11 protein-coding genes are annotated in these 11,579 nt (G+C 60.1%); 4 read left to right on the top strand and 7 right to left on the bottom strand.

Translation table 11 applies throughout. The features are described from left to right. Positions 1 to 223: 223 nt before the first annotated feature. The 3 genes from LC354_RS23395 to gatB all read right to left on the bottom strand — a co-directional run bounded on the left by LC354_RS23395 (position 224) and on the right by gatB (position 2,869). A complete protein-coding gene (locus tag LC354_RS23395) occupies positions 224 to 682 on the bottom strand; it encodes a DUF4177 domain-containing protein (protein ID WP_223428391.1) in 459 nt (152 codons plus the stop codon). A gap of 123 nt (positions 683 to 805) precedes the next feature. Continuing rightward, positions 806 to 1,285 (bottom strand): thioesterase family protein, encoded by a 480-nt coding sequence (locus LC354_RS23390; protein WP_223428390.1) that lies wholly within the window; start codon positions 1,283 to 1,285, stop codon positions 806 to 808. Between the two features lie 72 nt (positions 1,286 to 1,357). Next, a complete protein-coding gene (gatB, locus tag LC354_RS23385) occupies positions 1,358 to 2,869 on the bottom strand; it encodes an Asp-tRNA(Asn)/Glu-tRNA(Gln) amidotransferase subunit GatB (protein ID WP_223428389.1) in 1,512 nt (503 codons plus the stop codon). 92 nt (positions 2,870 to 2,961) lie between these two features. Between gatB and LC354_RS23380 the strand changes: the two genes are divergently transcribed. Beyond that, positions 2,962 to 3,465: a hypothetical protein gene (locus LC354_RS23380; protein ID WP_223428388.1), complete on the top strand. Its 504-nt coding sequence runs from the start codon at positions 2,962 to 2,964 to the stop codon at positions 3,463 to 3,465. Positions 3,466 to 3,683: 218 nt separating this feature from the next. Here the strand turns inward: LC354_RS23380 and LC354_RS23375 are convergent, their stop codons facing one another. Continuing rightward, positions 3,684 to 4,988 carry a hypothetical protein gene (locus LC354_RS23375; RefSeq protein ID WP_223428387.1) on the bottom strand — a complete coding sequence of 435 codons (1,305 nt, stop codon included), beginning with the start codon at positions 4,986 to 4,988 and terminating at the stop codon, positions 3,684 to 3,686. Positions 4,989 to 5,384: 396 nt separating this feature from the next. On the opposite strand from LC354_RS23375, the gene LC354_RS23370 reads away from it, so the two are divergent. Further along, positions 5,385 to 5,894 carry a transglycosylase SLT domain-containing protein gene (locus tag LC354_RS23370; protein WP_317849388.1) on the top strand — a complete coding sequence of 170 codons (510 nt, stop codon included), beginning with the start codon at positions 5,385 to 5,387 and terminating at the stop codon, positions 5,892 to 5,894. 121 nt (positions 5,895 to 6,015) lie between these two features. Here the strand turns inward: LC354_RS23370 and LC354_RS23365 are convergent, their stop codons facing one another. The 3 genes from LC354_RS23365 to pepN all read right to left on the bottom strand — a co-directional run bounded on the left by LC354_RS23365 (position 6,016) and on the right by pepN (position 9,908). Then, complete coding sequence (locus LC354_RS23365) at positions 6,016 to 6,447, bottom strand: hypothetical protein (protein ID WP_223428386.1); 432 nt, start codon at positions 6,445 to 6,447, stop codon at positions 6,016 to 6,018. 6 nt (positions 6,448 to 6,453) lie between these two features. Beyond that, positions 6,454 to 7,197: an SDR family oxidoreductase gene (locus tag LC354_RS23360; protein WP_223428385.1), complete on the bottom strand. Its 744-nt coding sequence runs from the start codon at positions 7,195 to 7,197 to the stop codon at positions 6,454 to 6,456. A 167-nt stretch (positions 7,198 to 7,364) separates the two neighbouring features. Beyond that, positions 7,365 to 9,908 (bottom strand): aminopeptidase N, encoded by a 2,544-nt coding sequence (gene pepN, locus LC354_RS23355; RefSeq protein WP_223428384.1) that lies wholly within the window; start codon positions 9,906 to 9,908, stop codon positions 7,365 to 7,367. A 101-nt stretch (positions 9,909 to 10,009) separates the two neighbouring features. Here pepN and LC354_RS23350 point away from each other — a divergent pair, with 101 nt between their 5' ends. Continuing rightward, a complete protein-coding gene (locus LC354_RS23350; protein ID WP_223428383.1) occupies positions 10,010 to 10,201 on the top strand; it encodes a hypothetical protein in 192 nt (63 codons plus the stop codon). A gap of 38 nt (positions 10,202 to 10,239) precedes the next feature. Further along, positions 10,240 to 11,508, top strand: a complete 1,269-nt coding sequence (locus tag LC354_RS23345) for an FAD-binding domain-containing protein (protein WP_223428382.1) — start codon at positions 10,240 to 10,242, stop codon at positions 11,506 to 11,508. Positions 11,509 to 11,579 lie beyond the last annotated feature (71 nt).

The raw sequence follows: 11,579 nt of genomic DNA, 5'->3' as shown, positions 1-11,579 counted from the left end.
CTTCCGCGTCGTATCGCTCAAAGAATACAAAGTGATTTGAGGGGAAAACCTCAGGTCAATTCAGGCGCACGAGTATAAGTCATTAATTTTGAAAAATCTACTCTTTGCGCGATAAGCCTCCCTCCCGAGGCTCATCGGCTTTCACATCAGGCACAGGTACCGGTTCGAAACTGCCCCTGCTTACATCTTGGGCATCAATTTGCGACACATTGTCTTTGTTGGGCTATATGGGTGATTTCGTCTCACCGCCGGACGGGCCGAGCGATTTGGGGGCAACGGTTGATCGGGCGTGTTCGAATTCGTCGGCGCCGTCGGCGGAGTGCGAAATAACGCGGGGCATATCGTGCTCTTCCCGTTTCTGAACCGTCGACGCGTCCATGTCGGGTTCGGGTTCCGCTTCGACCGTAGGCGCCGGCAACAGTTCGCGCTCAAATTCTTCGGCTTCTTCGGCGCATGCACGGCGAAACACCATCATATTGCGCCATTCGGTCGTTGTTCCGGTCAGGCCGGCCCGCTCCGTTGACGGCAGCGTTTCAGCGCGCTGAAATTCCCAACCCTCGGCTCCCATGTCATTCATCAGGATTTCGAGCGCATAGGCAAAACGGGCTTCGGGGCCTTTGATGCCCCGCGCCTTGACGCCCTTTGTCGGGGCCGGCACAACTTTGTATTCCCAAGCGGACATGGCTTGCCTCTCTCAGCGTATCGACCCGATATAGCGGTCTGCCGAAGCAGTGGAAACCCCGGCAGCGTTGTTCGCATACGCAAAAGTGTGGTCTCTGCCTAATTTTGCGGATGCTCTTCGAAATTAACGCCTGCGTATTCCGATACTGGCGCCCACGCGGTCCGGGCGTGGCAGATCGGCATGGGCGGCATGCAAGCGGGTGACCTTTTCCAGAACATCCGGGGGCATGGGTGCGACGCGGGGGCCGGATTGGTCCACATGCAGGGTCAATGTTTCACCGGTGGCTGCCAGCCAACCATCGCGGTGCCAGATTTCCTGATAGGAATGGAAACGTTTGGCATCAAAGTCAATCAGCTGAAAGGTGACGGTCACGGGATCGTCCACATGCAGTTCGCGGATATAGGCAACGTGGAATTCGGCCACATAGGTCGTGTTGCCGGTCGCCTTGTGATAATCAGGTCCGAAGCCCAGCTGTTCATAAACCTCGTCCGCGCAGAGATCGAACAGAACGCTGTAATAGGCCATGTTGAGATGGCCATTATAGTCGATCCATTCCGGTTTCACGGTCAGAACGGATGAGCGAAAGGGCGTGATGTTTTCCATGCCCGCACTGTTTCGCAAACGCGTGTCGGCGTCAAATCGAATGCGTTCAGCCGCGATCCCTGCTGGCGTTGATCAGGGGTTCAGCTTTTTGGCGACCAGTTCATTCACCGCCTTGGGATTGGCCTTGCCGCCGGTGGCTTTCATCACCTGACCGACGAACCAACCTGCCAGTTTGGGGTTTTCGCGCGCTTTTTCGACTTGCGCGGGGTTGGCTGCGATAATTTCGTCAACGGCCGCCTCGATGGCGCCGGTGTCGGTGACCTGTTTCATGCCGCGAGCTTCGACCACCTCAGCCGGGTCGCCGCCTTCAGTATAGACGATCTCGAACAGGTCCTTGGCGATCTTGCCGGAAATGTCCCCCTTGCCGATCAGATCAATAATGCCGCCCAATTGGGCAGGGGCGACCGGGCTATCGGTAATGTCGCGGTCATCCTTCTTGAGCCGGCCAAAGAGCTCGTTGATCACCCAGTTGGCCGCTTGCTTGCCGTCGCGACCGGCGGCCACTTCTTCGAAATAGGCGGCTGTGTCGACCTCGGCAGTCAACACCGACGCGTCATAATCTGTCAGGCCGAAATCGCCCATGAACCGCGCCTTTTTCGCATCGGGAAGTTCTGGTAGCCCGGCCGCGATATCATCGACCCATGCCTGTTCGATCTCAAGCGGCAACAGGTCAGGATCCGGGAAATAGCGGTAATCATGCGCCTCTTCCTTGCTCCGCATGGAGCGGGTCTCGCCCTTGTCGGGGTCATAAAGCCGGGTTTCCTGATCCACTGTGCCTCCACCCTCGACGATGGCGATCTGGCGGCGGGCCTCGACTTCGATGGCTTGCTGGATAAAGCGCATGGAGTTCATGTTCTTGATCTCGCAACGGGTGCCAAGATGGTCGAAGTCCTGCGTTTCCTGATATTTTTCGTATTGGCCGGGCAGGCAGATTGACACGTTGACATCGGCGCGCATCGCGCCGGACTGCATGTCGCCATTGCAGGTGCCCAGATAGCGCAGGATCTGGCGCAGTTTGGTAAGGTAAGCGGCGGCCTCTTCGGGGCCGCGAATATCGGGACGGCTGACGATCTCCATCAAAGCGACCCCGGTGCGGTTGAGATCGACAAAGGACATGTTTGGATCCATGTCGTGGATCGATTTGCCCGCGTCCTGTTCCATATGAATACGTTCGATCCGAACCAAACGCGCGACGCCATTGCCCATTTCCACCAGCACTTCGCCTTCGCCCACGATGGGGTGGTAAAGCTGGCTGATCTGGTAGCCTTGCGGCAGGTCAGGATAGAAATAGTTCTTGCGGTCAAAGGCGGAGTTCAGATTGATGGCCGCCTTGAGGCCGAGCCCGGTGCGCACAGCCTGTTCGACACAGTATTCATTGATGACGGGCAGCATCCCGGGCATGGCCGCGTCGACGAAGGCCACGTTGGAATTCGGTTCGGCCCCGAATGTGGTGGATGCGCCGGAAAAGAGTTTGGCCTTCGAGCTGATTTGCGCGTGCACTTCCATCCCGATGACGAGTTCCCAGTCATGTTTCGCACCTGCGATCACTTTGGGTTTCGGAGTCTCATATGTCAGATCAAGCATTGTCTCACCGCGCTGTTTGGGGCCGCTTTGCGGTGTAGATCAGGTGCGGGTCTCTCGCAAGAGGGCGCGGCGCTTGGACACCTTTGTTTCAGATGGCATACGTGCATGCTGCGCGGATGGTCATTCATGAAACTCCTGTGCCGCAAGGCAGCCTGATCGCCCCTTATGCCGCAGTTGAAGGTCAATACACCGACTGCTTTGAGTGCGCCAATCCGAAAAAGGCGGGGTTGGACGGTTTTGTGCGTGCTTTCTACACCCAACCTTTGTTTCGGGCCGAACGGCTGGTGTTGCAGATCGCGGCGCGCGCCCCGTCAACCGATGCGGACGTGGCCGCTTTGGCATCCGGTGCGGCGGATCAATTTGCCGTTTGGCGGGTGGTCGATCGTCGTCGTGACGAATTGCTGATGCAGGACAGGAGCGGGCGAACCCTGTCGTGGTTGCAGGCGGGCTCAGATGTTTTGCGCTTTGGATCCGTGGTTGTGCCGGTGCCCGGACGCGGTGGCAAGCCGACGCTTGGACCCGTGTTCCAAAGCCTGCTGGGCGCACACAAGGTCTATTCTCGTGCACTTTTGGCGGGGGCGGCGCGGCGGGTGTAAGGTGTGCAGGGAGAATGTCTCACCGGTGTTCGCCTGACCTTGCCGTGCACTTCAACGCTTCTGTTCGAGTTGATACTTCAATCGGACGATCCCCTTCTGCTGCATTCCGGCTGAAAGGGGCATCCATGACCCCGGTCATTGATCCGTGCGATGTCTTACGCGCAAAGGTAGCTTGATGTCGCTTTGCCACACCGAATGCGCGGCAAAACGTTGCCAGGTCATGAACGGGTCTGCGCCACCACGCCGTGTTCGGTAAAGGAGATCTGCTGGCCGGAGGCCAGTTCGCGGCGAAACAGATCGGTCAGATAGCGCAGCGCATCCGCATAGCCCGACGCGGCAAAGCGGTCGGGACAGCGCACCTTGAGCGCATTGTCAAAACCACGTGCCGCATGGGCCCACAGCATCGGGTGCAACTCGGTCAGGTGATCTTTGACGATCCAGCCCGCAGCATCGGCTATCTGGGCGCGCATTTGATCCGCCTCGTCATGACCTGTAGGGGTAGAGCCCATCGTGATGGCGGAATAGGCCGCCAGAAGGTTCACGGTATACTGATCCGGGCAGCGCCGCAGGATATCTGTCAAACCGTCGAGGAAATAATCGAGATCGAGGCGCGCGCACGCAACAGGGTCAACCGAGATCGCATCCAACAGGACCCACGCATATGCACCAGCCCCCCAGATATCGTAGGTGCGCCCCGCAGTGCGCCGGGCCGCCAGTTCCAGCTGTTCATAGGTGCCGCGCCACCGGGGCAAAAGGTGGCTTCCCATTGCCCGCATCGCCTGCGTATTTTTTGGATCGAAGTCGATCCAGCTTTCGTAATTTCGGATTATGGTCCCGGTCGGGCTGCCTTTGCCGGCGGTCAAGCCACATCGTGTGGAGGCAATCAGAGACGATTTCATCTCTTTGCCGTCGAATGGCGCAACGATGTCAGCGGCCCGGTCGAAATGTGCGTCAAAAGCTTCGCGGTTTTGCGCCGGAACCTCGATTGCCCAGCCCGTGCCGCGCCAGGCCCACCCGATATCCATATGGGCCTTGGCCACGATCGCGGCGATGACAGGGTCGGATGGATGCTCGGCCAGAACCTCTTCAAGCGCTTCGATGCCAACCATCAAAGGCGCGTTTCGGTCGGGTTTGCCGGACAGGAGGGCGTGCTCGGCGGCACCCACGACATCCGCACGCGCGCCAAAGGCGAGCAACTCCGCGACCGACATGCCGCCCATGGTTTTGCATTTGTTGGCTTCGGCTTGGGTGATGTCGACGGACAACGCGTTCCAATCTTCCTGCCGCGCCAGGTTCAGCCCATGTGTCTGATGGCCATCGCGTTCACGCTCTTCGGCGGTCGGGTCCGGGCAGGGGATGGTCAGGGAGCATTCGAGGGCTGCAGCAATTTGGGTGCGGGCGTGTCGTTCGCCGGTGGGTTTGGTTGCGTGGGAAATTCCGTTTCGGGCAACCTGCTGTGACGGCGCGTGCAGCTTGCTGCGGATTTGCGCCAAGGGCGCGAAAAGACGTTCTGCAAATGCCATTGTTCTGAAATTCCAATACTCGTTATCGGAAACAGCATGTCAGGGAATTGGGACACAATCAGGGCGTTTAGGCGTCAACACCCGTCAAACGGCGCGGCGTTTTTCTGAATTCCCTGCTCAGACGGGAGACAGAGTTGCCTCTGGAGTGCGGATTGTCGCCTATTTCAGGGCCTTGCCGAAAGGCTGGAACATTTGGATCGTAGACGCCGGTGTAATTTGCATCCTATGTTTGTCGGCATGTGCCGAATTATCCTTGTACTTTTTCTCGCTTTGGCGACGTCAGCGGCTGCGCAAAGCCCGGCGATCGAAACGGTGCGTCCGCCGGTACGTGAAGCCACAGTGCCCCATACCCGATGGACCCACCAACCGGCACATGTGTTATGGAACAGGGCGGCCTTGTCTGCACTCAAATCGCATGGCAGCGCGCTCGTCGAGATGGTGCCTGCGGATTATTCACAATGGTGCCCGGCCTATGAAACCGCTTCGGACAAGGATCGTCGCGCCTTTTGGGTGGGGTTTCTGTCGGCGCTCGCCAAATTTGAAAGCACCTACAAGCCCCGGGCCGTCGGCGGTGGCGGGAAGTGGTTTGGTCTGGTGCAGATTTCGCCTGCAACCGCGCGGGGTTATGGCTGTAACGTGGGCACGGGGGAAGCTCTTAAAAATGGCGCTGCAAACCTGAGTTGTGCGGTTCGGATCATGGCGGCGACAGTGCCCCGTGACGGCGTTATTCATCACCGTGACAGCAAGTGGCGCGGTGTCAGTGCGGATTGGGGGCCGATGCGGTCCTCCTCCAAGCGCGCGGACATGGCCGGGTGGCTGCGCAAACAGCCCTATTGCCAGCCCAAAAGCACGACCCGTCCAAAGGCGCGTCCCGCAGTGATGTCGACGCAGGTCGTTCTGGATTGAGCGCCTGTCGGCGCGCGCGATGTTTTTCATCCGCGTCCCGCGGCTGGCTGGTTTTGGGGCGTTGCCCCAAACCCCGTTGCGCGCGGTGCGACAACGGATGTTCGGCGTTACAGTGCGGACGTCAACCCATCAGGGAAAAGTGGTGCCTTTCGACTTTGATGCCGCGATCGGTCAGAATTTTCTCGAACGCATCTGGCGGTGGTGTCGCCTCAAGCGGCAGGCGAATTTTGCGCCCCGTGATCAGCAGGACGGTGGTACGCACCGACAGGTCGAGCCGCGTGTCGAGCCGGATATGGCTGATCTGGTCCCAGCTGATTGCGCCTTCGCGTTTGCCCGAGAACCAGCTGAGCCCCGTGCTGCTCATCGCGAGGCCGGATTTACGTGCTGACAAGAGGTCGTAGAGCGCCGGAAGGGTGAAGAGACCGATCACAACAACCAGCCAAAAGGCCGCGTCCAGCACGAGGATGAACAGCGTGAGAGCCAGCCACACCAGCACGACCGTGATCAGCGTGGCCCTGTTTCTGCCTGTGGTCTCGAAAGCGTATGGCTCCATCTGTGCCTAGCGCCCGCCCGTGACATCAAGAGCGGATCCGGTGACGTAACTGGCTTTGGACGACGCAAGCCAGAGGATGGCTTCGGCCACTTCTTCGGCGGTGCCGGCCCGCTTCATCGGCACATTGGGGCCCATCCGCGTGGCTCTGTCCGGCTCGCCGCCTTTGCCGTGTATGTCGGTGAGGATGATACCCGGGCGGACCGACATCACGCGGATATTGTCACCTGCCACCTCGTCAGACAGCCCCTTGGTGAAGGTGTCGATTGCCCCTTTGGAGGCGGCATAGTCGAGGTACTGATTGCCCGAGCCCAGCCTGGCCGCCGCGGACGAGACATTGATGATCGCCCCGCCATCGCCCTTTGCCTGCATCCGGATCACAGCTTCTTTGGCCACCAGCATCGCGCCGATCACGTTGACGTTCATGATCTGGGCGATCCTTGCATGGTCCATCTCGGTCAATTTGGCACTGGTGCCCACGATGCCCGCGTTGTTGATCAGCACATCGACCCGACCGAACGCGTCATCCGCCGCCTGAAAAATCGTCTGGATGTCTTCCGGGTTGGACACGTCACCTTTTACGATCACGCAGGTCGCGCCGACGGCTTCGACGTCGCGTTGCACGGCTTCGGCGTCAGCGCGGTTTGCGCGGTAGTTGAGCACGAGGTCGTAGTCGGGGGCTGCAAGGCGGGCGCAGGCGGCGCCGATGCCGGCAGAGGCGCCGGTGATCAGGCAGATGGGGCGTTGGCTCATTCGGGGGCCTCTTTCGATGGTTCGTTTGATTTATTGTGCGGCAGTTTAGAGCGGTGCTGCCGAGGGGACCAGATCGAACTCCGCGATTCGGCCCTGTCGGAGCGAGGGGCCAGCCCCTCGCGCTCCCCGGGATTTCCTCGAACAGAGAAGGGACAAAGGGGCCTGCATTATGCTTCGCGGATACGGGTGATCATTTCGGTGGTATCGCGGCTGAGATCCGGTGTGGACGCGATCCGCTCAAGCGCCTTTTGGATCAGCGATTGCCGGATCGTGTCATAGCGCCGCCATGTCTGGAAGGCGGAACACATGCGTGCCGTGGTTTGCGGATTGACCGGGTCCAGCTTGATCAGCCAATCGGCCAGAAGCGCATAGCCGGAGCCGTCCTTGGCGTGAAATCCGGCATGATGCGCGGCCAGAGCGCCCAGCGTGGCGCGAAACCGGTTGGGATTTTTCCAGTTGAACGCAGCGTGTTGTGTCAGCGCCTTGGCGGTGTCAGCTGCATCGTCCGGTTCCGCGACCCCCACCTGGAGCCCGAACCATTTGTCCATCACAAGCCGGTCCTCTTTCCATTGCGCCTCAAAACGGGCCAGTGCGGCGTCGCCGCGCCCGGCGCGGATCAGATTGGCCAATGCGCCCAATTGCAGCGTCATGTTGTCGGCGGTGTCGTACTGTACCTGCGCCTGATCGCCGCCGTCCTGACGCGTCAGCAGCGTGAGAACCGCGCTGGCCAAGGCGCGTTTGCCGGATTGCTCTGCATTGGGTGCGTAGGGCCCTGAAACCTGATGTGCGGCATAGAGGGCGGGCAGGGCGTCGGCCATCGCGTCGGACAAGGCGTATTTGAGCCCATGGACCGCCGTCCAGATGGCATCGGGGTCGGGGGTGTGCCCTGCGCGATGCAGTTCCGCCGCCAATTCCGATTGCCCCGGAAGGTCCAGCATCAGGGACCGGTAGGCTGGGTCCAGATTTGCGTCGGTCAATATGCCCGCGATGCCGTTGATCCAGGCCGGATCGGGATCCGTCCCCCTGGTGATCGTCGCGATCAGTGACGCCCGGGCCAGGTTGTTGCCCGCTTCCCACCGGGTGAAGGGATCGGTGTCATGGGCCAGCAAGAACGCGTGATCCGCCATGTGGTCGAGCACCACCGGCGCGGAGAACCCGCGCAGGATAGACGGCACCGGCTTTTCGGCCATACCGGAAAAGGTGAAGGACTGGCTAGCTTGCGTCAGTTCGAGGACCTGCGTGCCCATCGCCTCGCTGCCGTCCGGCGCCAACAGACCCACGGCGATCGGGATCACCTGCGGTTGAGGGTCCGGTGTCGTGGCGCTGGGTGCCAGGGACTGCGCGAAGGTGAGCGTATAGGTGCCGTCTGCAAAACTTTCGGTGACGGCGACCCGGGGTGTGCCGGCCTGACTGTACCATCGTTTGAACTGGCTCAGGTCGCGCCCGGTGCTGTCTTCGAACACGGTCAGCCAATCCTCGATCGTGCAGGCTTGCCCGTCATGGCGCTCAAAATAGAGATCGAGGGCAGCAGCATAGGCCTTGGTGCCCACAAGCGTGTGCAGCATGCGGATGACCTCGGCTCCTTTTTCATAGACCGTCGCGGTGTAGAAATTATTGATTTCCTGAAAGCTTTCGGGCCGGACCGGATGGGCCAGGGGCCCTTGATCTTCGGGGAATTGCCGCCCGCGCAGGTCGATCACGTCCGAGATCCGTTTCACCGGCGCGCTGCGCATGTCGGCGGTGAACTGGCTGTCGCGGAACACCGTCAGCCCTTCTTTCAGGCAAAGCTGGAACCAGTCGCGGCAGGTGATCCGGTTGCCTGTCCAGTTGTGAAAGTACTCATGCGCAATGATCGCCTCGATCCGCTCGAAGTTCATGTCGGTCGAGGTTGCGGGGCTGGCCAGCACCGCAGAGGCGTTAAAGATGTTCAGGCCCTTGTTTTCCATCGCGCCCATGTTGAAATCGTCCACCGCCACGATGTTGAACACGTCCAGATCATAGGCCCGCCCATAGACGTCCTCGTCCCATTTCATGCTGTCCTTCAGGGCCTGCATGCCAAAGCTGCATTTGTTCTCATCGCCGGGACGGACATAAAGGGCGAGGTCGACCGAGCGCCCTTCATTTGTGGTGAAGGCGTCGCGATGGGCGACAAGCTCACCTGCGACCAGCGCAAAGAGGTAAGCAGGCTTGGGCCAGGGATCGTGCCATTCGGCCCAGCAATCGCCCGAGGCGACCGGATTTCCGTTGGACAGAAGCGTGCCGTGTGGGCCGTTGATCCGCACGGTAAAGACGCTCATCACATCGGGGCGGTCGGGGTAATAGGTGATCTTGCGGAATCCTTCCGCTTCACATTGGGTGCAGTACATGCTGTTCGACAGATACAACCCTTCGAGGGCGGTGTTGGCGGCGGGATCGATCTGCACCTCTGCTTCCCAGGTGAAAGGGATCGAAGGCACATCGCAGGTCAGGCCTTCGGGCGTGAGCGTGGGCGTTACTGCCTGACCGTCGATTTTGGCACTGATCAACGACAGGTTCTCGCCATGCAAAAAGAACGTCTTGTCCGAGGCCTCGGGGTTCGGCGCAAAACGAATGCGCGACGTCACGCGGGTGGCTGAAGGGGCCAGATCGAAGGTCAGGTGAACCTTTTCGATCTGAAAGCCGAAGGGGGTATAGTCGGCAAGAAAAATCGTTTGGGGGCTCGCGTCGCGCATCTGGTCCGGCCTTGTACTGGGAACTTTTTGGTTTGGTGAACGTTAATGGTACGAACACAGGGCTTCAAGACGCCCTACACGCTGATGCAAAGGAGTCCATCATGTCGGCATCCGACACAGACATCGAAAAGCAGGTCAAACGTCATCGTCCCACTCTGGTGGGCATCGCCTTGGCGGTGGTCGCCGTAGCCATTATCGTACTAGGCGTCTCCATATTTGGTACTGGTTCAGTGACGGACGAAGCTTCGAGTGGCGAATTGAAAGGCGCAGATGCGCCAGTTGTGACGAACTGACCTTTGTCCGGGCCGCGAGACGGCCTAAGTGCACGCGCATGACGTCGGTTCTTTGGTTCAAACGTGATTTGCGCGTGCAAGATCACCCAGCGCTTGCCCTTGCGGCGGCGCACGGGGAGATCGTTCCCCTTTATATATACGAGCCGGATTACTGGGCCCAGCCAGACGTTTCAGGGCGCCAGTTCGACTTCGTTATGGAAAGCGTGGCAGCCGTGGCTGCGGACTTGCGCGCCTTGGGCGTTGACTTGACAATCCGCGTCGGCCGCGCGGTTGACGTGTTGTCCGGTCTGAAAAATCAGACCGGCTTTGACCGGATTTTCAGCCACGAGGAAACCGGCAATGGCTGGACCTATGCCCGCGACCGGGAGGTGGCGGAATGGTGCCGGGCGGACGGTGTGATCTGGGAGGAGGTCGCGCAGTCGGGTGTGGTACGCCGCCTGAACGGGCGCGACGGCTGGGCGGTGCGTCGCAATGCGTTCATGCGGGCCCCACAATGCGAAATGCCTATGACATTGTGCGGACCGCAAGCCGTTTCGGACCCGGTGCCGCGATTGATTGCCCCTGATCAGTGCCCCGGACGGCAGACTGGCGGGCGGCCCGCAGTTTTGTCGCTTCTGGGCAGTTTCCTGATGGACCGGGGGCGCACGTATCGCCGCGACATGTCCTCGCCCGTGACCGGTGAGGCCGCGTGTTCGCGCCTGTCTCCTTATCTGGCTTTCGGCTGTGTGAGTGGGCGTGAGGTGGCGCAGGCGGCGGCGGTGCGGCAACGCGAGGTCAAGGGCGCGCAAGCAGGCTGGGGCGGATCGCTCAAGTCCTTTCAGGCGCGGCTCGCATGGCGGGATCACTTTGTACAAAAGCTGGAAGATCAACCGACCCTTGAATACCAGTGCCTGCACTCGGCCTATGAAGGTTTGCGGCCGCGCACGCCTGACCCGGTGCGTCTTGCGGCGTGGCAGGCGGGTGAGACAGGGCTGCCGTTTGTGGATGCGTGCATGCGTTATCTGAATGCGACGGGCTGGCTCAATTTCCGAATGCGATCGATGGTGATGGCGGTTGCGTTCTATCATCTGTGGTTGGACTGGCGGGGCACGGGCTTGCATCTTGCGCGCCAGTTCACGGACTTCGAGCCTGGCATTCACTGGCCACAGGTGCAAATGCAGTCCGGGACGACGGGCATGAATACGGTGCGGATTTACAACCCGGTCAAGCAAGGGCGGGACCAGGACCCGGATGGCAGGTTTACTTTCCACCTAATGGATCGAAGCCACCGGCTTCTAGCCGGTCCGCTTCAGCGAATCTTTCTCTGATCTTCTCTCCTGAATTTTGAAACCCGCTGTGGCGGTATGGTTTCAAAATTCAGGAGAGAAGATCATGCGTT

The sequence above is a fragment of the Tateyamaria pelophila genome (genome assembly GCF_019966495.1).
GTDB lineage: Bacteria > Pseudomonadota > Alphaproteobacteria > Rhodobacterales > Rhodobacteraceae > Tateyamaria > Tateyamaria pelophila.
This window is presented reverse-complemented; position numbering and strand designations above follow the sequence as displayed.

What these genes read in the sequence shown, in the direction of transcription:
- LC354_RS23395 (WP_223428391.1), bottom strand. Translation starts at nt 682, where the DNA reads ATGTCCGCTTGGGAATACAAAGTTGTGCCGGCCCCGACAAAGGGCGTC.
- LC354_RS23390 (WP_223428390.1), bottom strand. Translation starts at nt 1,285, where the DNA reads ATGGAAAACATCACGCCCTTTCGCTCATCCGTTCTGACCGTGAAACCG.
- gatB (WP_223428389.1), bottom strand. Translation starts at nt 2,869, where the DNA reads ATGCTTGATCTGACATATGAGACTCCGAAACCCAAAGTGATCGCAGGT.
- LC354_RS23380 (WP_223428388.1), top strand. Translation starts at nt 2,962, where the DNA reads ATGGCATACGTGCATGCTGCGCGGATGGTCATTCATGAAACTCCTGTG.
- LC354_RS23375 (WP_223428387.1), bottom strand. Translation starts at nt 4,988, where the DNA reads ATGGCATTTGCAGAACGTCTTTTCGCGCCCTTGGCGCAAATCCGCAGC.
- LC354_RS23365 (WP_223428386.1), bottom strand. Translation starts at nt 6,447, where the DNA reads ATGGAGCCATACGCTTTCGAGACCACAGGCAGAAACAGGGCCACGCTG.
- LC354_RS23360 (WP_223428385.1), bottom strand. Translation starts at nt 7,197, where the DNA reads ATGAGCCAACGCCCCATCTGCCTGATCACCGGCGCCTCTGCCGGCATC.
- pepN (WP_223428384.1), bottom strand. Translation starts at nt 9,908, where the DNA reads ATGCGCGACGCGAGCCCCCAAACGATTTTTCTTGCCGACTATACCCCC.
- LC354_RS23350 (WP_223428383.1), top strand. Translation starts at nt 10,010, where the DNA reads ATGTCGGCATCCGACACAGACATCGAAAAGCAGGTCAAACGTCATCGT.
- LC354_RS23345 (WP_223428382.1), top strand. Translation starts at nt 10,240, where the DNA reads ATGACGTCGGTTCTTTGGTTCAAACGTGATTTGCGCGTGCAAGATCAC.